The following is a 22,286-nucleotide window of genomic DNA, read 5'->3' on the forward strand; positions in this document are numbered from 1 at the left end:
CGTGCTGCTTTCATCCCCCAGGACGGACCAGCCCCCATGAGCGACGCCAACCGCGACCTGATCACCCGCTTCTACCAGGCATTCCAGCGCCTGGACGCCGAGGCCATGGTCGCCTGCTACAGCGACGATATCGTCTTCAGCGACCCGGTCTTCGGCACCCTGCGCGGCAAGGATGCAGGCGACATGTGGCGGATGCTCACCACTCGCGCCAAGGACTTCACCCTGACCTTCGACAGCGTCCGCGCTGACGAGCGTAGTGGTGGAGCGCACTGGGTTGCGACCTACCTGTTCAGCCAGACCGGCCGCACCGTGGTCAACGATATCCAGGCGCGTTTCGTGATCCGTGACGGGCTGATCTGCCAGCACGATGACCACTTCGACATGTGGCGCTGGGCGCGGCAGGCGCTGGGTATGCCAGGCGTGCTGCTGGGCTGGTCGCCGCTGGTGCAGAACAAGGTACGCCAGCAGGCATTCAAAGGGTTGCGCGCGTTCCAGCAGGCCCGGGGTGAGTGAAATCGACGAAGTCGCTGTCAGCAAGCCCTGGTATGTCTACCTGGTGCGGGCGGCCAATGGTTCGTTGTACTGCGGCATCAGCGATGACCCGCAGCGGCGCTTCCTGGCGCACCAGAAAGGGCAGGGCGCGCGCTACTTCAAGACCAGCCCGGCCCAGGCGCTGGTGTATGTGGAGCAATGGCCGGACAAGGGCGAGGCGTTGCGCCAGGAGCGGCTGGTGAAGCGGCTGCGCAAGTCGGCGAAGGAGGCGTTGGTGGCTTCCTATGGCGCAGCAGCCCTCGGGGCCATCAGTCCTTGCGCCGCTTCAGCTGATCCACCAAGGTGGTCGGAAGGCCCTTGATGATCAAGGTCCCTGCTTCTTCGTCATATTCGACCTTGTCCCCCAGCAGGTGCGCTTCGAAGCTGATCGACAGCCCCTCGGCACGCCCGGTGAAACGGCGGAACTGGTTGAGGGTGCGCTTGTCCGCGGGGATTTCCGGCGACAGGCCGTAGTCCTTGTTGCGAATGTGGTCGTAGAACGCCTTGGGCCGGTCCTCGTCGATCAGGCTGGACAGCTCCTCAAGTGTGACCGGCTCGCCCAGCTTGGTCTGGGTAGTGGCGTACTCGACCAGGGTCTGGGTTTTTTCGCGGGCGGACTCTTCAGGCAGGTCTTCGCTCTCGACGAAGTCGCTGAAGGCCTTGAGCAGGGTGCGGGTTTCGCCCGGGCCGTCGACGCCTTCCTGGCAGCCGATGAAGTCACGGAAGTAGTCCGAGACTTTCTTGCCGTTCTTGCCCTTGATGAACGAAATGTACTGTTTGGAGTTCTGGTTGTTCTTCCACTCCGACAGGTTGATGCGCGCCGCCAGGTGCAGCTGCCCAAGGTCGAGGTGGCGCGAAGGCATCACGTCGAGTTCGGCGTTCACCGCCACGCCTTCGCTGTGGTGCAGCAGGGCGATCGCCAGGTATTCGGTCATGCCTTGCTGGTAGTGGGCAAACAGGATGTGGCCACCGGTCGACAGGTTGGATTCTTCCATCAGCTTCTGCAGGTGCTCCACGGCCACGCGGCTGAAGGCGGTAAAGTCCTTTTCTTCGTCCAGGTACTGCTTCAGCCAGCCACTGAGCGGGTAGGCGCCAGACTCACCGTGGAAAAAACCCCAAGCCTTGCCTTGCTTGGCGTTGTAGCTGTCATTGAGGTCGGCCAGCAGGTTTTCGATGGCGTCGGAGGCGGCCAGTTCGGAGTCGCGGGCATGCAGCACGGCGGGGCTGCCATCGGGCTTTTTGTCGATCAGGTGAACGATGCAATGACGGATTGGACATGGAATTCTCGGCGAGCTGCAAAAGTCGTGCAGTTTACCTTAGACACCAGGTGATGCAGTGGCCGGATGTTGGCAGAAATGCCGGTTGTTCGTTTTTTGTTCAGATTTGTGCGTTTTCGGCTAAAACCCCCGAAAAACCTGCATTAAATCGAAGTGCGCAGCGGATATTTATCCGCTCCTGTGGTAGCTTTGCGCGGTCTTGCGCCCCTTGTGTGGCGCATTGCTGGCAGCGTGCTGTCGTCGTGTCGAACCAAACGTCGATTTGCGTATCTACATACGCGATTGGCGCGGCCCTCCACTTTCAGGGGCTGGCCCGATAACGTCGTAGTCCGCTGCATAACCATCGAATTTGATAGGGAAGGAACACCACCATGGCATTGACCAAAGACCAACTGATTGCCGACATCGCCGAATCGATCGCCGCGCCAAAAGCCACCGCCAAGAACGCTCTGGAGCAACTGGGCCAGATCGTTGCCGACCAGCTGGAAAACGGCGCTGAAATCACTCTGCCAGGCATCGGCAAGCTGAAAGTCACCGAGCGTCCTGCCCGTACCGGCCGCAACCCTTCGACTGGCGCTGCCATCGAAATCGCTGCCAAGAAAGTCGTCAAGTTCGTGCCAGCCAAAGTGCTGACCGACGCCATCAACAAGTAATTGTTGAAGCTTTGACGAAACCGCGCCCGGCTTGCCCGGGCGCGGTTTTTTCATGCCTGGGTTTTACGCCCGGCGTGCCAGGCCTGGCGCGCGGCGTCGTCGTGGTAGCTCCAGGCGACCATGCGGCTTTGCTTCTGCCCCTGGCCCATTTCACGGGTGCGCACGGCCTTGGCGCCCGCTTTCTTTAGCGCGGCCTCGATCCCCGGCAGGTTGCTGGCCTTGGACACCAGGCTGGTGAACCACAAGACCTGCTTGGCGTACTGCACGCTTTCGCTGACCAGTTGGGTGACAAAGCGGATCTCGCCGCCTTCGCACCACAGTTCATTGTTCTGACCGCCGAAGTTGAGCACCGGCAGCTTGCGCTTGGGGTCCTGCTTGCCCAGGTTCTTCCACTTGCGCTGGCTGCCACGGGTGGCTTCGTCGCGTGAGGCATGGAAGGGCGGGTTGCACAGGGTCAGGTCGAAGCGTTCGTCTTCCTGCAGCAGGCCGCTGAGGATGTGCGCACGGTTGGCCTGCTGGCGCAGGCTGATGGCCTTGCCCAGGCCATTGGCCTGGACGATGGCCTTGGCCGATGCCAGGGCCACGGGGTCGATGTCCGAACCGAGGAAGCGCCAGCGGTAGTCGGTGTGCCCCAGCAACGGGTAGATGCAGTTGGCGCCCACGCCGATGTCCAGTGCGCGCACCTGGGCGCCCTTGGGAATCTCGCCGGCATTGTCGTCGGCCAGCAGGTCGGCGGCGACGTGGATGTAGTCGGCGCGTCCGGGAATCGGCGGGCATAGATAGTCGGCGGGGATATCCCAGTGCTGGATGCCGTACTGGGCCTTGAGCAGGGCACGGTTGAACACCCGCACGGCCTCAGGGTTGGCGAAGTCGATGCTGGGTTTGCCGTGGGGGTTGGTGATGGTGAAGCGCGCCAGGTCAGGGTGGGCCTTGATCAGGCTGGGGAAGTCGTAGCGGCCCTGGTGGCGGTTGCGCGGGTGCAGGGTGGGTTTCTGGGTCATTGTCGAGTCCTGAAAAGCATCGCCGGCAAGCCAGCTCCCACAGGTACAGCGCTTTTCCTGTGGGAGCTGGCTTGCCGGCGATGGGCTGCGAAGCAGCCCGCTATGGCTTCACTTTTGATTACAGCGCTGCAATCCGCGCATGTTGCTCGGTGAAGTTGGCCAGGGCCTGTTCGGACTCGGCCAGCTTGGCGCGTTCCTTCTCGATCACTGCAGGCGGTGCCTTGTCGACGAAGGCGGCGTTGGACAGCTTGCCGCCCACGCGTGCCACTTCACCTTGCAGGCGCTGGATTTCCTTGTTCAGGCGCGCCAGCTCGGCATCCTTGTCGATCAGGCCGGCCATCGGCACCAGCACTTGCAGGTCACCGACCAGGGCGGTGGCCGACAGCGGCGCTTCGTCGGCATCGCCCAGTACGGTGAACGATTCGACCTTGGCCAGCTTCTTCAGCAGGGCTTCGTTTTCCTGCAGGCGACGCTGGTCGTCGGCGTTGGCGTTCTTCAGGAACAGCGGCAGCGGCTTGCCCGGGCCGATGTTCATCTCGGCGCGGATGTTGCGCAGGCCGACCATCAGCTCCTTGAGCCACTCGATGTCACCTTCGGCGGCGGCGTCGATGCGGCTTTCATTGGCCACCGGCCACGGCTGCAGCATGATGGTCTTGCCGTGGATGCCGGCCAGCGGCGCGATGCGCTGCCAGATTTCTTCGGTGATGAACGGCATGAACGGGTGCGCCAGGCGCAGCGCCACTTCCAGCACGCGCACCAGGGTGCGGCGGGTGCCACGGGCGCGCTCGACAGGGGCGTTCTCGTCCCACAGCACCGGCTTGGACAGCTCCAGGTACCAGTCGCAGTACTGGTTCCAGATGAACTCGTACAGTGCCTGGCTGGCCAGGTCGAAGCGGAACTGCTCCAGCTGGCGGGTCACTTCGGCTTCGGTGCGCTGCAACTGCGAGATGATCCAGCGGTCGGCCAGCGACAGCTCGACGGCTTCGCCGTTCTGGCCGCAGTCCTCGCCCTTGTCCAGCACGTAGCGGGCGGCGTTCCAGATCTTGTTGCAGAAGTTGCGGTAGCCTTCTACGCGGCCCATGTCGAACTTGATGTCACGGCCGGTGGAGGCCAGCGAGCAGAAGGTGAAGCGCAGGGCGTCGGTGCCGTAGCTGGCGATACCTTCGGGGAACTCGGCCTTGGTCTGCTTGGCGATTTTTTCGGCCAGCTTGGGCTGCATCATGCCGCTGGTGCGTTTTTCCAGCAGGGCGTCGAGGGTGATGCCGTCTACGATGTCCAGCGGGTCCAGTACGTTGCCCTTGGACTTGGACATCTTCTGGCCCTGGCCGTCACGGACCAGGCCGTGGCACGTACACAGTCTTGAACGGTACCTGCGGGGTGCCATCCTCGTTCTTGATCAGGTGCATGGTCAGCATGATCATGCGCGCAACCCAGAAGAAGATGATGTCGAAGCCGGTCACCAGCACATCAGTGGAGTGGAACTTCTTGAGGAACTCGGTCTGCTCCGGCCAGCCCAGGGTGGAGAAGGTCCACAGGCCCGAACTGAACCAGGTGTCGAGGACGTCGTCGTCCTGGCGCAGGACCACGTCGGCGCCCAGGTTATGCTTGGCGCGCACCTCTTCCTCGTTGCGGCCGACATAGACCTGGCCGGCCTCGTCGTACCAAGCCGGGATGCGGTGGCCCCACCACAGCTGGCGGCTGATGCACCAGTCCTGGATGTCACGCATCCACGAGAAGTACATGTTCTCGTACTGTTTGGGCACGAACTGGATGCGGCCATCTTCCACGGCGGCGATGGCAGGTTCTGCCAGCGGCTTGGTGGAAACGTACCACTGGTCGGTCAGCCACGGCTCGATGACGGTACCCGAACGGTCGCCTTTCGGCACTTTCAGGGCGTGGTCGTCGATGCTCACCAGCAGGCCCTGGGCGTCCAGGTCGGCGACGATCTGCTTGCGCGCGACGAAGCGGTCGAGGTTGGCGTACTGGGCCGGCAACCGGGTGTCGACCTGCTCGTTGACGCTGCCGTCGAGGTTGAAAGCCTGGGCGCTGGCCAGCACGAAGGCGTTCTTGTCGAAGATGTTCAGCAGCGGCAGGTTGTGGCGCTTGCCGACTTCGTAGTCGTTGAAGTCGTGGGCCGGGGTGATCTTCACGCAGCCGGTACCGAACTCGGGGTCGCAGTAGTCGTCGGCGATGATCGGGATGCGACGGCCGACCAGCGGCAATACGACGAACTTGCCGATCAGTGCCTGGTAGCGCTCGTCATTCGGGTTGACCGCCACGGCAGCGTCACCCAGCAGGGTTTCCGGACGGGTGGTGGCGACTACCAGGTAGTCCTTGCCTTCGGCGGTCTTCGCGCCGTCGGCCAGCGGGTAGCGCAGGTTCCACAGGTGGCCCTTCTCGTCGTGGTTTTCCACTTCGAGGTCAGAGATGGCCGTGTGCAGCTTGGTGTCCCAGTTGACCAGGCGCTTGCCGCGGTAGATCAGGCCGTCTTCATGCAGGCGCACGAAGGCTTCCTTGACCGCTTCGGACAGGCCGTCGTCCATGGTGAAGCGTTCGCGGCTCCAGTCGACCGACGAGCCCAGGCGACGGATCTGACGGCTGATGTTGCCGCCGGACTGGTCCTTCCATTCCCAGACCTTTTCCAGAAACTTTTCGCGGCCCAGGTCGTGGCGATTCTGGCCTTTGGCCTCGAGCTGGCGCTCGACCAGCATCTGGGTGGCGATGCCGGCGTGGTCGGTACCTGGCTGCCACAGGGTGTCGCGGCCTTGCATGCGGCGGAAACGGATCAGGGCGTCCATGATCGCGTTGTTGAACCCGTGGCCCATGTGCAGGCTGCCGGTCACGTTCGGCGGCGGGATCATGATGGTGTAGGACTCGCCTGCACCTTGTGGGGCGAAATAGTTCTCGGACTCCCAGGTGTTGTACCAGGAAGTTTCGATGGCGTGCGGCTGGTAGGTCTTATCCATGCGCGGCGGGACCCTGTGCATTTATTCGGGAAAGCCGGGAAGTATAACCAAGCTGGGGGCCGCAGGCGACAAGCTGCTGACAACTGACGGAACCGTGGCGCCTGCTTCGCGGGCACGCCCGCTCCCACAGGTACGGTGCAAGTCTCGAAGCTTGCACCGTACCTGTGGGAGCGGGCGTGCCCGCGAAGCAGGCGCCGCTGATACCCGGTATTACTCGGAACGCTTGATCAACCGCTCGATCCGCGCATCCAGCCGGCGCTTGATCTCGTTCTCGATGTGCGGGGTAAAGTCGTTGATAACGTCCTGCATGATCATCTGCGCCGCCGCGCGCAGCTCGCTTTCCAGGTGCAGCAGGGTGTCCTGGCGGCGGGTCTGCGGGTCGTCTTCGGGCTCGGGCTCAACCGGTTCGGCCACAGGCACAGGGTTGCCGGGCGCTTCTTCCAGCAGCAACGGGATCTGCTCCACCGTCTCGGTCAGCAGCGGTGGTTGCAGGTCGGCGTCGCCAAGCAGCTGGCGGATCGACTCGAGGTCATCGAGCAGATGGGTGGAGTCGGGCAGGGGGGAGGGCTTGTCCATCGTCGTCAAAGTCGCTGTAAGCGGTGGTCTTGCAGAGCATAGCCCTGTTCACGGTAGAAACGGAATCGGTCACGGGCCGATTGGCGGATGCCAGGCTCCTCAACGACGATTTCGGCCACCCGCTCGAACTGGCCGACAAAGCCCGGTACGCCGGCGCCCAGGTTGATCAGCAGGTCGTGGTGATTGCCTGCACTGTCGGCCGCCAGGCCCAATGCCACGCTGGCGTCGGCATGCACCTCCGCGAGATCGTGGGGCACGAAGGCCTCGCCCTTGAAGCGCCACAGGCGTTGGTCCAGCTCATCGCGCTGCTCGGCGTCCTGGCAATGCAGGTAGACCCGGTGGCCGAGGCGCCAGGCCTTTTCGCACAGCTTGCAGGCGAAATCGAGCCGCGCCGACAGCGAGTCGGTGGGCAGGATGTAGAAATCGACTTTGCTCATGGTGGTATCGCCGGCCGGTGGCGTGCGGGGCGCCACCGGCTTCACGGCGTCAGGCGCCAGCGCGGTCCAGCAGGTACTGGGTCAGCAGGGGCACAGGGCGGCCAGTGGCGCCCTTGTCCTTGCCACCACTGACCCAGGCGGTGCCGGCGATGTCCATGTGCGCCCAGTCGTAGGCCTTGGCAAAGCGCGACAGGAAGCAGCCGGCGGTGATGGTGCCGGCCTTCGGCCCACCAATGTTGCCCATGTCGGCGAACGGGCTGTCCAGTTGTTCCTGGTACTCATCGAACAGCGGCAGCTGCCAGGCACGGTCGTCGGCGCGCTTGCCAGCGTCGAGCAACTGGCCGACCAGGTCGTCGTTGTTGCCCATCAGGCCGGTGGTGTGGCTGCCCAGGGCGACGATGCAGGCACCGGTCAGGGTGGCGATGTCGATGACTGCCTGCGGCTTGAAACGCTCGGCGTAGGTCAGGGTGTCGCACAGCACCAGGCGGCCTTCGGCGTCGGTGTTGAGGATTTCCACGGTCTGCCCGCTCATGGTAGTGACGATGTCACCCGGGCGGGTGGCGCCGCCACTTGGCATGTTCTCGGCGCAGGCCAGCAGGCACACGAGGTTGACCGGCAGCTGCAGTTCGAGCACCGCACGCAGGGTGCCGAGCACGCTGGCGGCACCGCACATGTCGTATTTCATTTCGTCCATGCCGGCACCAGGCTTGAGGCTGATGCCGCCGGTGTCGAAGGTAATGCCCTTGCCCACCAGCACGAACGGCTTCTCGGTCTTCTTGCCGCCCTGGTAGTTGAGCACGATCAGGCGTGGTGGCTGGTCGCTGCCTTGGCCGACGGCGTAGAACGCGCCCATGCCCAGGTCCTTGATCTTCTTCTCGTCCAGTACTTCGACCTTCAGCGCCTTGTGCGCCTTGCCCAGGTCCTTGGCCTGTTCGGCCAGGAAGCTTGGGTGGCACAGGTTGGGCGGCAGGTTGCCGAGGTCGCGGGTGAAGGCCATGCCGGTGGCGATGGCGCCGGCGTGTTTGAGCGCACGTTCGACCTCGGCCTGGCCGGCCTTGTCGGCCAGCAGGGTGACCTTCTTCAGGGTGCGTGGTTCGGCCTTCTGGCTCTTGAAGCGGTCGAACACGTAATCGCCATCGAGCAGGGTTTCGGCCAGCAGGCGGTACTTGCCGTAGTGGGCGTCGCGGTTGCTGACTGCGATGTCGTCCAGTGCCAGCACGGCATCAGCGCCGTTCAGGCCCTTGAGCACACCGGCGACGCTGGCAACCAGTTTGCGCCAGGCGCGGTCGCCAAGCGCTTCGTCCTTGCCGCTGCCCACCAGCAATACGCGCTCGGCCTTCAGGCCCGGGAGGCTCTGCAGCAGCAGGGTCTGGCCCGGCTTGCCGGCCAGGTCGCCACGCTTGAGCACGGCACTGATGGCGCCTTCGCTGGCCTGGTCCACGGCCTTGGCCACGGCGCCGAGCTTGCGGTTTTCACCTACCGGGAGGACCAGGGTGGCGGTTTTTACGGATGCAGCAGCTACGCTTTTTACAACCAGTTCCATGTCAGGATCCCCGAATGATCGATACAGTCGGCGCTGTGTCTTCCAGCGCTCTGGGCGGGCCTGGCCGCGTCGTCGCGCGCCGGCGGAAAAGCTGCCAGTTTGAGCCTGCGGCAAGCGTGCTGACAACCCCGTTATGCGCCTTCATGCGCGGCGAAGTGACAGGGGCGGTCAATCACAGGATAATGCGCGCACTTTACATGGAGGTTCGCCTTTGGCGAACCGGCATTGGTCTTGGCTGTACTAAGTCATTGTCTGGCGCCACTGATTGGCAGTCCGCCCTGACAACCCAGGAGTGTCTGGTTTGATCGTCTTTCGTTATCTGTCCCGCGAGGTCCTGGTGACCTTGAGCGCCGTCAGCGCCGTGCTGCTGGTGATCATCATGAGTGGGCGCTTCATCAAGTACCTGGCCCAGGCTGCCCAGGGCGTGCTCGACCCGAGCGTGCTGTTCCTGATCATGGGCTTCCGCCTGCCGGGCTTCCTGCAGCTGATTCTGCCTCTGGGGCTGTTCCTCGGCATTCTGCTGGCGTACGGGCGCCTGTACCTGGAAAGCGAGATGACCGTGCTGTCGGCCACCGGCATGAGCCAGCAACGCCTGCTGGGCCTGACCATGGCCCCCGCCGCGCTGGTCGCCCTGCTGGTGGCCTGGCTGAGCCTCAGCCTGGCGCCGCTGGGCGTGGCCCAGGTGCAGCAGATCATCAGCCAGCAGGATGCCCTGACCGAGTTCGATACCCTGGTGCCAGGCCGCTTCCAGACCCTGCGCGACGGTTCGCGGGTGACGTACACCGAAGAGCTGTCGGACGACCGCATCAACCTGGCCGGCGTGTTCATCTCCGAGAAACGCTTCAACCAGGACAAGACCAAGGACCGTGCGCCGTCGGTGCTGGTTGCTGAAAAAGGCCACCAGGAAATTCAGGCTGACGGCAACCGCTACCTGGTACTGGAAAACGGCTACCGTTACGACGGCAACCCGGGCCAGGCCGACTACCGCGCCATCAAGTACGACACTTACGGCGTGCTGCTGCCCAAGCCGGAGGTCAGCGAGGAAGTGACCGAACGCGAGGCCGTCCCCACCTCCGAGCTGATCGGCAAAAAGGGCCTGCGTGAGCGCGCCGAGCTGCAATGGCGGCTGTCGCTGCCGATCCTGGTGTTCGTCGTCACCCTGCTGGCGGTACCGCTGTCGCGGGTCAACCCGCGCCAGGGCCGCTTCCTCAAGCTGCTGCCGGCAATTCTTCTGTACATGGCCTACCTGACAATGCTGATTTCCGTACGTGGCGCCCTCGAGAAGGGCAAACTGCCGATCGCCCTGGGCATGTGGTGGGTCCACGGCCTGTTCCTCCTGATCGGCCTGGGCCTGATGTACTGGGAACCGCTGCGCCTCAAGCGCGCCGCCCGTCGTGCGGAGGTGGCCCATGGGTAAGCTCGACCGTTACATCGGCCAGAGCGTGCTGCTGGCCATTCTCGCCGTACTGGGGATCATCCTTGGCCTGGCCTCGCTGTTCGCCTTCATTGATGAAATGAGCGACCTCAGCGATACCTACACGGTGATGGAGGCGGGCAACTTCGTTTTGCTCACCGCCCCACGGCGCCTCTACGAAATGCTGCCGATGGCCGCCCTGATCGGTTGCCTGATCGGCCTGGGCAGCCTGGCCAGCAGCAGCGAACTGACCATCATGCGCGCCGCCGGAGTGTCCATCGGCCGCATCGTCTGGGCGGTGATGAAGCCGATGCTGGTGCTGATGCTGGTCGGCCTGCTGATCGGTGAATACGTGGCACCGGTGACCGAGAACAAGGCCCAGGCCGACCGTTCCCTGGCACAGGGCGGTGGTGATGCGCAAAGCTCCAAGCGCGGCATGTGGCACCGCCAGGGCGAGGAGTTCGTGCACATCAACGCCGTGCAGCCCAACGGCCTGCTGCTGGGGGTGACCCGCTACCGCTTCGACAGCGAGCGCAAGATCGTCACCTCGAGCTTTGCCCGCCGAGCGCAGTACCAGGATGACCATTGGCTGCTCGCCGACGTGCGCACCACCTTCTTCCGTGGCGACCACACCGAAGTGGTGAACACGCCGCAAGAGCGCTGGGATGTTTCGCTCACGCCGCAACTGCTCAATACCGTGATCCTGGCGCCGGAGTCGCTGTCCATCACCGGGCTGTGGGACTACATCCACTACCTGTCAGACCAGGGGCTGAACAATGCCCGTTACTGGCTGGCGTTCTGGACCAAGGTGTTGCAGCCGATGGTGACCGCGGCGCTGGTGCTGATGGCGATTTCCTTCATCTTCGGCCCGCTGCGTTCGGTGACCCTGGGCCAGCGCGTATTCACCGGTGTGCTGGTGGGCTTCGTGTTCCGCATCGCCCAGGACCTGCTGGGGCCGTCGAGCCAGGTGTTCGGCTTCCCGCCGCTGTTGGCGGTGGTGATTCCGGCAGGCATCTGTGCGCTGGCCGGTGTGTGGTTGTTGCGCCGGGCCGGTTGATGGCCTGAGCTGCAAAAAAAGCCGACCTCAGGGTCGGCTTTTTGCTGGCATCTGTGTTGGCTTCTTCGCGGGCTTGCCCGCTTCCACAGGTTCATCACAGGTCCCCAGGCTTGTGAGGTTCCTGTGGGAGCGGGCGAGCCCGCGAAGAGGCGGGAGCAGGCAATACAGGTCTCAGCTCATTTCTTCTGCTTCGGCACCCGCACCAGTTGGCTTTCCGAATAAATGTCATGCCAGCCGCGTTTGCGCTTGTCGATCAGCACCCAGAGGAACCCCAGCCCCAGGCACAGCCACGACGCGATCGACACCACAAAGCGCAACAGTGCCTGCCACAGGCTGATAGCCGTGCCGTCTGCGTTCTGTACCCGCACGCCCCACACCTGCATGCCCAGGGTCTGCCCGCCATGGATCCAGAACTTGGCAAAGAAGCCGAACAAGGCGAACAGAAGCACCGTCGACAGCAGCGGGTCGCCGTCCAGCGCGCCAGCTTCGGTCAGCTCACGCATGCGAGCTTCGCCGATGATCGCCATCTGGATCATCTTGTAGGCACCGGCGGTCACGATAAGCAGCGCCGTGCACAGCAGGAAGTCGTAGAACATCGCCGCCAGGCGCCGGCCCAGGCCGACCGGCGGAAAATCACCCTGGGGTGTGAGCAGAGGCTTGGACATGCAGAACGGCTCCAGAAGACGAAGCCGCTATTCTACGGGCAAAAAAAAGCCCCTGCACTTGGCAGGGGCTTTTCTCGAAGTCGGGTTCGGCTCAGCCGGCGACCTGAACTTTGTCAGCCTGCATGCCTTTCTGGCCCTGGACTGCTTCGAAGGTGACCTTCTGGCCTTCTTTCAGGCTCTTGAAGCCGTTACCTTCGATAGCGCGGAAGTGCACGAACAGATCCGGACCGCTTTCTGGAGTGATGAAGCCGTAACCTTTTTCGTCATTGAACCACTTGACGGTACCGTTCTGACGCTCAGCCATTGTCTTATTTCCTATGAAGCTTGAATTTTGATGACAGTTTCTTTTGCAATAAACATGCAAAAGATTACTGGGCTGGGTTGCAGGAAAGTAAGAGACGTCAAACGGGTTGTAGCAGATTGCGGCTACTGGCCCAGGTCACGAACTGTTGCGACCCATGCAAACACAGTGCAGTGACTCTACGCCAACTCCCGAGCGAAAAACAAGCCCTTGGTCGTATGGAAAACCAGCCGTTTGCCGGTAACCGACAAAATTGTCGGAAACGGCATGGCGCCTGGCCTGGCGCCATGTTCAAAAGTTATTGGGCAGGTTCGAAATCGAATATGTCGAACCTGCCCGCAACCTTCACAAAGCGGCTTCAGCCCCGGTAGTAACGTTGTGCCACGAAAGGCATTTTGCTGACTTTCAAGGCAACCTTCTTGCCTCGCACCACGGCGAACAGTGGGGTGTCGATTGCAGCATGTTCACTATCGATATAACCCATTGCTACAGGTGCACCGAGTGTCGGGCCAAAACCGCCGCTGCACACTTTGCCTACGGGTTTATCGTTTGCATCGACAATATCCGCGCCTTCACGCACTGGCGTACGCTCCTGCGGCAAAAGACCCACACGTTTGCGCGCCACGCCATTGCGCTGCTGGGCGAAGATGGCTTCGGCGCCCGGGAAACCGGCGGCACGTGTGCCATCGGCACGGCGCACCTTGGAAATGGCCCACAGCAGGCTGGCTTCGACCGGCGTGGTCTCGGTATTCATGTCATGGCCATACAGGCACAGGCCGGCTTCCAGGCGCAGCGAGTCGCGCGCACCCAGGCCGATCGGCTGTACTTCGGGCTCGGCCAGCAGGCGGCGGGCGAGCGCTTCGGCAGCCTGTGCCGGTACCGAAATTTCGTAGCCGTCTTCGCCGGTGTAGCCCGAGCGGCTGACGAAGCAGTCTTCACCCAGCAGTTTCACCCGGCGGAACTGCATGAAGGTCATGTGGGCCACTTCCGGGGCCAGGCGCTCCAGTACCTTGACCGCTGCCGGGCCTTGCAGGGCGAGCAGGGCACGCTGCTCGAACAGTGGCTGAATCTCGCAAAGGTTGCCGATGTGCGCTTGCAGGTGGGCCAGGTCCTGGTCCTTGCAGGCGGCGTTGACCACCAGGAACAGCGTGTCGTCGCCCAGGTTGGCGACCATCAGGTCGTCGAGGATGCCGCCTTGCTCATTGGTGAACATGGCATAGCGCTGCATGCCCACCGGCAGGTCGATGATATCCACCGGCACCAGGCTTTCCAGGGCTTTGGCGGCATCGCTGCCGCGCAAGGTGATCTGGCCCATGTGCGAGACATCGAACAGGCCGGCCTGCTCGCGGGTGTGCAGGTGTTCCTTGAGCACGCCCAGCGGGTACTGCACGGGCATGTCATAGCCGGCGAACGGCACCATGCGCGCACCCAGTTCCAGGTGCAGGGCGTGCAGTGGGGTCTTGAGCAGTGTTTCGGACATCGGTGACTCCTTGCTGTTGTTGTCGGGTCAACATTCGATGATGTTGACGGCCAGGCCGCCACGGGCGGTCTCTTTGTATTTGCTTTTCATGTCGGCGCCGGTCTGGCGCATGGTGCGGATCACCTTGTCGAGCGACACGTAGTGCTGCCCGTCGCCGCGCAAGGCCATGCGCACCGCGTTGATCGCCTTTACCGAGCCCATGGCGTTGCGCTCGATGCAAGGCACCTGGACCAGCCCGCCGATCGGGTCGCAGGTCAGGCCCAGGTTGTGTTCCATGCCGATTTCGGCAGCGTTTTCCACCTGTTGCACGCTGCCGCCCATCACCTCGCACAGCGCCCCGGCGGCCATCGAGCAGGCCACGCCGACCTCGCCCTGGCAGCCCACTTCGGCGCCGGAGATGGAGGCGTTTTCCTTGTACAGGATGCCGATGGCCGCGGCGGTGAGCAGGAACCTCACCACCCCGTCCTCGTTGGCACCCGGTACGAAGCGCATGTAGTAGTGCAGCACTGCCGGGACGATGCCCGCTGCGCCGTTGGTGGGTGCGGTGACCACACGTCCGCCGTAGGCGTTTTCCTCGTTTACCGCCAGGGCGTAGAGGTTGACCCAGTCAAGCACCGACAGGGCATCGCGCAGGCTGGCCTCCGGGTGGCGGCTCAGCTGACGGTACAACGCTGGCGCCCGGCGCTTGACCTTGAGCCCGCCCGGCAGAATGCCTTCATGCCGGCAACCGGCTTCGACGCAATCCTGCATCACCTGCCAGATGCGCAGCAGCCCGGCGCGGGTTTGCGCTTCCGGGCGCCAGGCGGCCTCGTTCGCCAGCATCACCTGGCTCACCGACAGGTTCTGCGCCGTGCAGTGGCCGAGCAGTTCCTTGGCGGTCTTGAACGGGTAGGTCAGTGGTGTGCTGTCCTCGACGATGCGGTCGTGGCCGGCGGCGTCCTGGTCGACCACGAAACCGCCGCCCACCGAGTAGTACTCGCGGCTGCGGATTTGCAGGCCGGCCTCGTCGAAGGCGCGGAAGATCATGCCGTTGGGGTGGTAATCCAGCGGCTTGCGGATCATCGCCAGGTGCTGCTTTTCGATGAAGGCGATGCTGTGCTCGCCGAGCAGGTTCAGCCGACCGCTGTCGCGGATGGCCTGCAGGCGGGCAGGGATGGTGTCGGTGTCGATGATATCGGGGTGTTCACCTTCGAGGCCCAGCAGCACGGCCTTGTCGCTGCCGTGGCCTTTGCCGGTGGCGCCGAGCGAGCCATACAGCTCGGCCTTGACGCTGGCGGTGCTGGCAAGCAGGCCATCACGGCGCAACCCTTCGGCGAAACGCGCAGCGGCGCGCATCGGGCCGACTGTGTGGGAACTGGAGGGGCCGATGCCGATCTTGAACAGGTCGAAGACGCTCAGTGACATTGCTCGTTCCCTCCAGAAGGTAAAGGCGAGTGCTGCGCACTCGATCGCCGGCAAGCCAGCTCCCACAGGTACTGCACCAGTCTTGGGTGCGGTGAGGCCCCTGTGGGAGCTGGCTTGCCGGCGATGAGGCCAGAGAGTCGGGTCAGGCGTCCTGATAGCTCTCGATCGACGGGCAGGCGCACACCAGGTTGCGGTCGCCGAACACGTTGTCGACCCGGCCGACCGGTGGCCAGTACTTGCCTTCCACCAGGCTCGGCAGCGGGTATACCGCCTGCTCGCGGCTGTAGCCATGGGCCCATTCGCCTACCAGCTCGGCCGCGGTGTGCGGGGCGTTCTTCAGCGGGTTGTCGTCCTTGTCCAGGCTACCGTTCTCGACCGCGCGGATTTCTTCGCGGATCTGGATCATCGCGTCGCAGAAGCGGTCCAGTTCTTCCTTGGACTCGCTTTCGGTCGGTTCGATCATCAGCGTGCCAGCCACCGGGAAGGACATGGTCGGGGCGTGGAAGCCGAAGTCGATCAGGCGCTTGGCCACGTCGTCGACGCTGATGCCGCTAATGTCCTTCAGCGGGCGCAGGTCGAGGATGCACTCATGGGCCACCAGGCCATTGCCGCCGGTATACAGAACAGGATAGTGCTCTTCCAGGCGACGGGCGATGTAGTTGGCGTTGAGGATCGCCATTTGCGAAGCACGCTTGAGGCCGGCACCGCCCATCATGCGGATGTACATCCAGGTGATAGGCAGGATGCTGGCGCTGCCGAACGGCGCGGCGCATACCGCGCCCTCGGTGTTTTTCAGCTGTGCGTGGCCGGGCAGGAACGGTGCCAGGTGCGACTTGACGCCGATCGGGCCGACGCCCGGGCCGCCACCGCCGTGCGGGATGCAGAAGGTCTTGTGCAGGTTCAGGTGGGAAACGTCGCCGCCGAACTTGCCCGGGGCGCACAGGCCGACCATGGCGTTCATGTTGGCGCCGTCGATGTACACCTGGCCACCGTTGTCGTGGATGATCGCGCAGATTTCGCCGATCGCTTCCTCGAACACGCCGTGGGTCGACGGGTAGGTGATCATGATCGCGGCCAGGCGCTCGCGGTGCTCGATGGCCTTGGCGCGCAGGTCCTCGACATCGACGTTGCCGCGGGCATCACAGGCGGTGACCACCACACGCATGCCGGCCATGTGCGCGGTGGCCGGGTTGGTGCCGTGGGCCGACGACGGGATCAGGCAGATGTCGCGGTGGCCTTCGCCGCGGCTGCGGTGGTAGGCGCGGATGGCCAAGAGGCCTGCGTACTCGCCCTGGGAGCCAGCGTTGGGCTGCAGCGATACGGCGTCGTAGCCGGTGGCGGCGCAGAGCATGGCTTCCAGCTCGGTGGTCATCTGCAGGTAGCCCTGGCTCTGCTCGGCCGGGGCGAACGGGTGCAGGTTGCCGAACTCGGCCCAGGTGACCGGGATCATTTCGCTGGCGGCGTTCAGCTTCATGGTGCAAGAGCCCAGCGGGATCATGCTGCGGTCCAGCGCCAGGTCCTTGTCGGCCAGGCGGCGCAGGTAGCGCATCAGCTCGGTTTCGCTGTGGTAGCGGTTGAACACCGGGTGCTGCAGGATGGCCGATTGGCGCAGCAGGGCGGCAGGCAGCAGTGAGCCGGTGCTGGCGGCCAGGGCGTTGAAGTCTGGCTGGGCCTGGTCGCCACCGATCAGTTGCCACAGGGCCTCGACGTCGGCCTGGCTGCTGGTTTCGTCCAGCGACAGGCCCACGTGGGCGGCATCGATCTGGCGCAGGTTGATGCCTTGGGCGCGCGCCTTGTCATGCAGGCTGGCGGTGGCACCACCGGTGGCCAGGGTCAGGGTGTCGAAGGCGCTGGCGCCCACTACCTGCACGCCCAGCGCCTTCAGGCCGGCGGCCAGGATCGCGGTCAGGGCATGGGTACGTTCGGCGATGCGCTTGAGGCCGGCCGGGCCGTGGTACACGGCGAACATGCTGGCGATATTGGCCAGCAGCACCTGCGCGGTGGCAGATGTTGCTGGTGGCCTTTTCGCGGCGGATGTGCTGCTCGCGGGTCTGCATGGCCAGGCGCAGGGCGGTCTTGCCGAAGCGGTCGATCGACACGCCGACCAGGCGGCCTGGCATGTCGCGCTTGAACGCGTCACGGGTGGCGAAGTAGGCCGCGTGCGGGCCACCGAAGCCCAGTGGCACGCCGAAGCGCTGGGCGCTGCCGATGGCCACGTCGGCGCCGAACTCGCCCGGCGGGGTCAGCAGGGTCAGGGCCAGCAGGTCGGCGGCAACGGCGACCAGGGCATTGGCGGCGTGGAAGCGTTCGATCACTTCGCGGTAGTCGAACACTTCACCGTTGCTGGCCGGGTACTGCAGCAGGGCGCCGAAGAAGGCGCTGACATCGCCAAGCTCGCGCTCGTCGCCGACCACGATCTCGATACCCAGCGGCTCGGCACGGGTGCGCAGCACGTCGAGGGTTTGCGGGTGGCAATGCACGGAGGCGAAGAAGGCATGGCTGGCCTTGTTCTTCGACAGGCGTTTGCAGAAGGTCATGGCCTCGGCGGCAGCGGTGGCTTCGTCGAGCAGCGAGGCGTTGGCGATCGGCAGGCCGGTCAGGTCGCTGATCAGGGTCTGGAAGTTCAGCAGCGCTTCCAGGCGGCCCTGGGAAATTTCTGGCTGGTACGGGGTATAGGCGGTGTACCAGGCGGGGTTTTCCAGCAGGTTGCGCAGGATCGGCGCCGGCGTGTGGGTGTTGTAGTAGCCCTGGCCGATGTAGCTCTTGAACAGCTGGTTCTTGCCGGCGATGGCCTTGAGTGCGGCGAGCGCGTCGGCTTCGCTCTGGCCGTCGTGCGAACCGAGTACGCTGGTGCCCTTGATGCTGTCGGGAATGACCGCGGCGGTCATGGCTTCCAGCGAGTCGAAGCCGAGAGCGGCCAGCATGGCCTGCTCGTCGGCGGCGCGCGGGCCGATGTGGCGGGCGATGAATTCGTTGGCGGTGCCGAGGTTGATGGTCATGGCAGAGTTCCTCAGGCGTCGTCGTTGGCTTTGATCAGGCGGTCGTAGGCGTCCTGGTCGAGCAGGGCGGCCACGGCGCTGGCATCGGCGGGCATGAAGCGGAAGAACCAGCCTTCGCCCATCGGGTCTTCGTTGACCAGTTCCGGGCTGTCTTCGAGCTGGTCGTTGATCTGCACCACCTCGCCAGTCAGGGGCATGTACACACCGCTGGCGGCCTTGACCGACTCGACGGTGGAGGCTTCGCTGCCTTTCTCATACTGCTGCAACTCTGGCAGTTGCACGAAAACCACATCGCCAAGGGCGTTCTGGGCGTAGGCGGTGATGCCCACGGTGACGCTGCCATCGGCTTCGACGCGCAGCCATTCGTGATCTTCAGTGAAACGCAACTCGCTCATGGGGAATCCTCGGGAAGCAGGGCGTTAGGCGCGGTGGCTCCGCGCTCTTGGGGTTGGGATTCCCTTAGCAAAAATGCGGCCAATCGGATAAAAGTGTTTTAAATCAATCAGTTAGGTGTTTTAGTGCCTGCCTGCCATGATCACTGCGGAATGAAAACGCTACAGGCTATGGCGACGGGAAAAGAGTTTGGCGATCAAACCCTTGTACAGCCCTCGCCAAAGTGGTTTGTAGCGAATTCATTACAGTGTAATGAAATGGATACGGTGACGGGCTGCCCTTTGGCTGGGGGCAGAAACTGTCGCCCAAAATGGGCCTTGCAGGTGCGTGAACGTTCTGCCTAGAAGCGCCAGAAAGCGGGGGCAACGAGTACCAGCACGGTAAGGATTTCGAGCCGGCCCAGTAACATCCCGATCGTAAGCAACCACTTCGCTGCATCGGGCAGCGAGGCAAAATTGCCGGCCGGTCCGATCAGGTTGCCCAAGCCGGGTCCAACGTTGCATACGGCAGTGGCTGCACCACTCAAAGCAGTGGTCCAGTCGAGCCCAATCAGGGACAGCAGCAGGGCAATTACCGCGATGGTGATGAAGAAGAAGAACGAGAACGTCAGCAGCGAACGCACGATGTCTTCGTCGATGGGATGGCCATTGTACTTTTTCGAGATCGTTGCACGTGGGTGGATCAACTGCTTCAAGCTGCTGACGAGCAACGATGCGGCCACCTGAAAGCGGAAGATTTTCAGGCCCCCGGATGTTGACCCTGAGCATCCCCCGACAAACGTCAAATAGAAGAACAACAGAACGGCAAAGCTGCCCCACAGCGTGTAGTCACCGACTGCAATCCCCGTCGTAGTGACCACCGAGGTGACATTGACCGCCACGATCCTTAAAGCATCCCACCAAGGCAAGTCGCTATGCCAGCAGAGCCAGCTACCTACCGTGATCGATACGAAGGCCAGAAAGCCGAGGAACCCGCGAACTTGCTGATCCTTGATCAACGCCCGGCGATGGCCGCGCAATGTTGCCACATACAAGGTGAAGGGCAGGCCGCCGAGAATCATGATGACGACTGCCACCCAATGCACTGCTGGCTGTGTCCAGTGCCCGAGCGATGCATCGGAAGTGGAGAAGCCACCGGTCGAGATCAGCGACATCGAATGATTGATGGCTTCGAACGGGGTCATCCCGGCGATCCATAGCGCGAGCGTGCCGACTGCGGTGAGCCCCAGGTATACCGCGAGAATCATCTTTGCCGCGACATGCGAACGTGGTGTCACTTTGTCCGACCAGTCCGAGGATTCGGTCTGAAACAGGCGCATGCCACCGACACGCAACAGCGGCAGAATCGCGACGGCCATGCCAATAAAGCCGATTCCTCCGAGCCAGTGCAGCATGGAGCGCCAGATCAACAGCCCAGGAGAGGCGCTGTCGAGGCCTGTCAGTACCGTGGAACCGGTCGTGGTGATGCCTGACATGGTTTCGAAGAATGCATCCGTGTAGCTGATGTGTCGAATCAGCACCATAGGCAAGGCGGCGAACGCGCAAACGACGACCCAGCTCGCTGTGGTCAGGAAATACATGTCCCTGGCGCGGATCTGCGGCGCTTCAGGTACGCCACGGGCTACCAATGCCAGGCCTGCGCACAGCGCGATCAGGCTCGACCAGAGAAATGCCCCGAGATCGTCGCTACGGTCGTGCAGGATCAACGTGGCCATGGGTACGACCATGCTGAGGGACAATGTAATCAGGAAGACACCGATGATGAAGGCAATGAAATGCCGCGCGGGGATAGGCATCGAACAAGCTCACGGGGGTTATGCCGGGCAGTATTTACAACGCCACGGCATTGTCCAGTAAAGAAGCCGTAAAGGTCATGAGCCGGCTGTTGCATCGTAGGGCCGGTATGACAGTTTATCAGTGGTGCCTTTGCGTCCTGTACCCGAGTGATATCAAAGGCAGGGGGGCTGGAACGTGCGCCGATCCGCGTGAACTCGTTCAGCGCACAGCTCGAATCAGTGAGGCGCGGGATGGGGGTGGCGGTACTTCCCCGGATCCTGGCCAAGGATTTGATCGAGTTGTTTGTCGATCTGCCCCTTCCAGATATGGACGTCTACATGGTGACCCGGCCTCAGGCGTTGAGGCAGCCCCACATAAAGTGCTTTTTCTCGATCCTGGAGAAACTGCTGCACCAGGCCCTGTCAACGGATCCCGGGCAGCACCTGGCGGAGCACTTTACCGGCTGACTGTTCCGCGTCTGATTCAAAAGAACGGCAAGGCCAGATACAGCTTGATGACGATGACATTGATGATGTCGATGAAGAACGCTCCCACCATCGGTACCACCAGAAAGGCAATGTGCGAGGCTCCGTAGCGCTGGGTCACCGCTTGCATGTTGGCGATTGCCGTCGGCGTTGCACCCAGGCCGAAACCACAATGTCCGGCAGCCAGTACCGCTGCATCATAGTTGCGGCCCATGACCCGGAACGTGACAAAGATCGCAAACAGTGCCATGACCAGTGTCTGTGCGGCGAGTAACACAAAGAACGGTAACGCTAACGCCGCAAGGTCCCACAACTTGAGCGACATCAAGGCAATGGCCAGGAATAACGACAAACTCACATTGCCCAATACCGAGACTTCCCGCTCGAAGACATGATAAAAGCCGAATGCCGAAAGGCCGTTTCGCAAAACCACACCCACGAACAGCACGCAAACGAAGGTAGGCAGTTCAAAGGCAGTGCCTTTCAACAAACCGTCAAGTAACGAACCCGCGAGCAAACTGACAGCGATCAGCGCCAGTGTTTCGATAAATGAAAACGATGTAATCAGGCGCTCTTTTTCCGGTTGTTCGAAACCCTTGGGCAGTTGCGGTGCAGCTTCTTCGATGCCCGGTGCTTTTACCCGTTTGATCAGTAGCCGGGCGACCGGTCCGCCAATCAGGCCGCCCAGCACCAGGCCGAAGGTAGCGGACGCCATTGCCAGTTCGGAGGCCGAGGCCAGGCCAAACTTTTCGGTGAACGTGGCCCCCCACGCAGCGCCTGTGCCGTGGCCTCCCGACAAGGTGATGGACCCGGCCAGCAGGCCCATCAGCGGGTCGAGCCCCAGTGCCGTTGCCAGGCCGATGCCCATGGCGTTCTGAACCAGCAGCAAGCCGGTTACCACCAGCAGGAATACGGTAACCGCGCGGCCACCTTTTTTCAGGCTGGCGAAGTCTGCACTCAAACCGATGGTGGCGAAGAATGCCAGCATCAGAGGGGCTTGCAGTGAGGTATCGAATTTCACATGGACATCGAAACTACGCAACGCCAAGAGTGCCAAGGCTACTACAAGGCCGCCGGCGACAGGTTCCGGAATGTTGTAAGTGCGCAAGAAGCCAATGCGTGCAACAAGGCCGCGCCCCAATAACAATACTAAAGAGGCGGCTACAAGCGTCCCGTAAAAATCGAGTTCAAACATCAGGTACTCTCGTTATATCCAGTAGCGAACCACTTCCCGCTCTGGGGCGGGTAAGCGGGGTGACAGGCAGGATTGCACTGTCACCATTCTACGAGGCATGCGTGGGAGAGTATCTTTCACTGGCGTAGGAAAAG

Annotated in this window: 17 protein-coding genes and 3 pseudogenes; 6 read left to right on the top strand and 14 right to left on the bottom strand. The window is 62.9% G+C overall.

Annotation, left to right across the window (positions count from 1 at the left end):
• Positions 1-36: 36 nt before the first annotated feature.
• Both QIY50_15715 and QIY50_15720 read left to right on the top strand, forming a co-directional pair.
• On the top strand, positions 37-513 hold the full coding sequence (locus tag QIY50_15715; protein ID WGV18886.1) for a nuclear transport factor 2 family protein: 477 nt from the start codon (positions 37-39) through the stop codon (positions 511-513).
• Positions 506-853: a GIY-YIG nuclease family protein gene (locus QIY50_15720; protein ID WGV18887.1), complete on the top strand. Its 348-nt coding sequence runs from the start codon at positions 506-508 to the stop codon at positions 851-853. Before QIY50_15715 ends, QIY50_15720 begins: the two co-directional genes overlap by 8 nt.
• On the opposite strand, the gene yejK is transcribed toward QIY50_15720, so the two are convergent.
• Positions 801-1,814: a nucleoid-associated protein YejK gene (yejK, locus tag QIY50_15725; GenBank protein WGV23065.1), complete on the bottom strand. Its 1,014-nt coding sequence runs from the start codon at positions 1,812-1,814 to the stop codon at positions 801-803. The genes QIY50_15720 and yejK overlap by 53 nt on opposite strands.
• Before the next feature lie 365 nt (positions 1,815-2,179).
• Here yejK and QIY50_15730 point away from each other — a divergent pair, with 365 nt between their 5' ends.
• Positions 2,180-2,461 carry an HU family DNA-binding protein gene (locus tag QIY50_15730; protein ID WGV18888.1) on the top strand — a complete coding sequence of 94 codons (282 nt, stop codon included), beginning with the start codon at positions 2,180-2,182 and terminating at the stop codon, positions 2,459-2,461.
• Positions 2,462-2,511: 50 nt separating this feature from the next.
• On the opposite strand, the gene rlmF is transcribed toward QIY50_15730, so the two are convergent.
• From rlmF to QIY50_15755, 5 genes and pseudogenes are all read right to left on the bottom strand, one after another.
• Positions 2,512-3,462: a 23S rRNA (adenine(1618)-N(6))-methyltransferase RlmF gene (gene rlmF / locus QIY50_15735; protein ID WGV18889.1), complete on the bottom strand. Its 951-nt coding sequence runs from the start codon at positions 3,460-3,462 to the stop codon at positions 2,512-2,514.
• Positions 3,463-3,580: 118 nt separating this feature from the next.
• Positions 3,581-6,428: pseudogene (locus tag QIY50_15740) on the bottom strand (valine--tRNA ligase).
• A 210-nt stretch (positions 6,429-6,638) separates the two neighbouring features.
• Complete coding sequence (locus QIY50_15745; protein WGV18890.1) at positions 6,639-7,004, bottom strand: DNA polymerase III subunit chi; 366 nt, start codon at positions 7,002-7,004, stop codon at positions 6,639-6,641.
• Positions 7,005-7,009: 5 nt separating this feature from the next.
• Positions 7,010-7,441, bottom strand: coding sequence for a DNA polymerase III subunit chi (locus tag QIY50_15750; protein ID WGV18891.1), 432 nt, complete (start codon positions 7,439-7,441; stop codon positions 7,010-7,012).
• Between the two features lie 49 nt (positions 7,442-7,490).
• A complete protein-coding gene (locus tag QIY50_15755) occupies positions 7,491-8,984 on the bottom strand; it encodes a leucyl aminopeptidase (protein WGV18892.1) in 1,494 nt (497 codons plus the stop codon).
• Between the two features lie 301 nt (positions 8,985-9,285).
• Here QIY50_15755 and lptF point away from each other — a divergent pair, with 301 nt between their 5' ends.
• Entirely contained in the window at positions 9,286-10,401 is a 1,116-nt protein-coding gene (gene lptF / locus QIY50_15760; GenBank protein ID WGV18893.1) for an LPS export ABC transporter permease LptF, read from the top strand.
• Entirely contained in the window at positions 10,394-11,455 is a 1,062-nt protein-coding gene (gene lptG / locus QIY50_15765; protein ID WGV18894.1) for an LPS export ABC transporter permease LptG, read from the top strand. Before lptF ends, lptG begins: the two co-directional genes overlap by 8 nt.
• A gap of 176 nt (positions 11,456-11,631) precedes the next feature.
• Here the strand turns inward: lptG and QIY50_15770 are convergent, their stop codons facing one another.
• The 7 genes and pseudogenes from QIY50_15770 to QIY50_15800 form a co-directional block, all read right to left on the bottom strand.
• Positions 11,632-12,120, bottom strand: coding sequence for an RDD family protein (locus tag QIY50_15770; protein WGV18895.1), 489 nt, complete (start codon positions 12,118-12,120; stop codon positions 11,632-11,634).
• A 91-nt stretch (positions 12,121-12,211) separates the two neighbouring features.
• A complete protein-coding gene (locus tag QIY50_15775; protein WGV18896.1) occupies positions 12,212-12,424 on the bottom strand; it encodes a cold-shock protein in 213 nt (70 codons plus the stop codon).
• Positions 12,425-12,779: 355 nt separating this feature from the next.
• Positions 12,780-13,901 (bottom strand): glycine cleavage system aminomethyltransferase GcvT, encoded by a 1,122-nt coding sequence (gene gcvT / locus QIY50_15780; protein ID WGV18897.1) that lies wholly within the window; start codon positions 13,899-13,901, stop codon positions 12,780-12,782.
• A 27-nt stretch (positions 13,902-13,928) separates the two neighbouring features.
• Positions 13,929-15,305 carry an L-serine ammonia-lyase gene (locus QIY50_15785; GenBank protein WGV18898.1) on the bottom strand — a complete coding sequence of 459 codons (1,377 nt, stop codon included), beginning with the start codon at positions 15,303-15,305 and terminating at the stop codon, positions 13,929-13,931.
• A 142-nt stretch (positions 15,306-15,447) separates the two neighbouring features.
• Positions 15,448-18,304: pseudogene (gene gcvP / locus QIY50_15790) on the bottom strand (aminomethyl-transferring glycine dehydrogenase).
• Between the two features lie 11 nt (positions 18,305-18,315).
• Positions 18,316-18,699 carry a glycine cleavage system protein GcvH gene (gene gcvH, locus QIY50_15795; protein ID WGV18899.1) on the bottom strand — a complete coding sequence of 128 codons (384 nt, stop codon included), beginning with the start codon at positions 18,697-18,699 and terminating at the stop codon, positions 18,316-18,318.
• 338 nt (positions 18,700-19,037) lie between these two features.
• Entirely contained in the window at positions 19,038-20,492 is a 1,455-nt protein-coding gene (locus QIY50_15800; protein WGV18900.1) for a TrkH family potassium uptake protein, read from the bottom strand.
• 156 nt (positions 20,493-20,648) lie between these two features.
• On the opposite strand from QIY50_15800, the pseudogene QIY50_15805 reads away from it, so the two are divergent.
• Positions 20,649-20,939, top strand: a pseudogene (locus QIY50_15805) (LysR substrate-binding domain-containing protein).
• A gap of 16 nt (positions 20,940-20,955) precedes the next feature.
• Here the strand turns inward: QIY50_15805 and gltS are convergent.
• Complete coding sequence (gltS, locus tag QIY50_15810) at positions 20,956-22,152, bottom strand: sodium/glutamate symporter (protein ID WGV18901.1); 1,197 nt, start codon at positions 22,150-22,152, stop codon at positions 20,956-20,958.
• Positions 22,153-22,286 lie beyond the last annotated feature (134 nt).

The sequence above is a fragment of the Pseudomonas putida genome (genome assembly GCA_029953615.1).
Taxonomy (GTDB): Bacteria; Pseudomonadota; Gammaproteobacteria; order Pseudomonadales; family Pseudomonadaceae; genus Aquipseudomonas.

What these genes read in the sequence shown, in the direction of transcription:
- lptG (WGV18894.1), top strand. Translation starts at nt 10,394, where the DNA reads ATGGGTAAGCTCGACCGTTACATCGGCCAGAGCGTGCTGCTGGCCATT.
- QIY50_15785 (WGV18898.1), bottom strand. Translation starts at nt 15,305, where the DNA reads ATGTCACTGAGCGTCTTCGACCTGTTCAAGATCGGCATCGGCCCCTCC.
- QIY50_15730 (WGV18888.1), top strand. Translation starts at nt 2,180, where the DNA reads ATGGCATTGACCAAAGACCAACTGATTGCCGACATCGCCGAATCGATC.
- gltS (WGV18901.1), bottom strand. Translation starts at nt 22,152, where the DNA reads ATGTTTGAACTCGATTTTTACGGGACGCTTGTAGCCGCCTCTTTAGTA.
- QIY50_15800 (WGV18900.1), bottom strand. Translation starts at nt 20,492, where the DNA reads ATGCCTATCCCCGCGCGGCATTTCATTGCCTTCATCATCGGTGTCTTC.
- gcvH (WGV18899.1), bottom strand. Translation starts at nt 18,699, where the DNA reads ATGAGCGAGTTGCGTTTCACTGAAGATCACGAATGGCTGCGCGTCGAA.
- QIY50_15770 (WGV18895.1), bottom strand. Translation starts at nt 12,120, where the DNA reads ATGTCCAAGCCTCTGCTCACACCCCAGGGTGATTTTCCGCCGGTCGGC.
- QIY50_15755 (WGV18892.1), bottom strand. Translation starts at nt 8,984, where the DNA reads ATGGAACTGGTTGTAAAAAGCGTAGCTGCTGCATCCGTAAAAACCGCC.
- QIY50_15745 (WGV18890.1), bottom strand. Translation starts at nt 7,004, where the DNA reads ATGGACAAGCCCTCCCCCCTGCCCGACTCCACCCATCTGCTCGATGAC.
- rlmF (WGV18889.1), bottom strand. Translation starts at nt 3,462, where the DNA reads ATGACCCAGAAACCCACCCTGCACCCGCGCAACCGCCACCAGGGCCGC.
- gcvT (WGV18897.1), bottom strand. Translation starts at nt 13,901, where the DNA reads ATGTCCGAAACACTGCTCAAGACCCCACTGCACGCCCTGCACCTGGAA.
- QIY50_15715 (WGV18886.1), top strand. Translation starts at nt 37, where the DNA reads ATGAGCGACGCCAACCGCGACCTGATCACCCGCTTCTACCAGGCATTC.
- QIY50_15775 (WGV18896.1), bottom strand. Translation starts at nt 12,424, where the DNA reads ATGGCTGAGCGTCAGAACGGTACCGTCAAGTGGTTCAATGACGAAAAA.
- QIY50_15750 (WGV18891.1), bottom strand. Translation starts at nt 7,441, where the DNA reads ATGAGCAAAGTCGATTTCTACATCCTGCCCACCGACTCGCTGTCGGCG.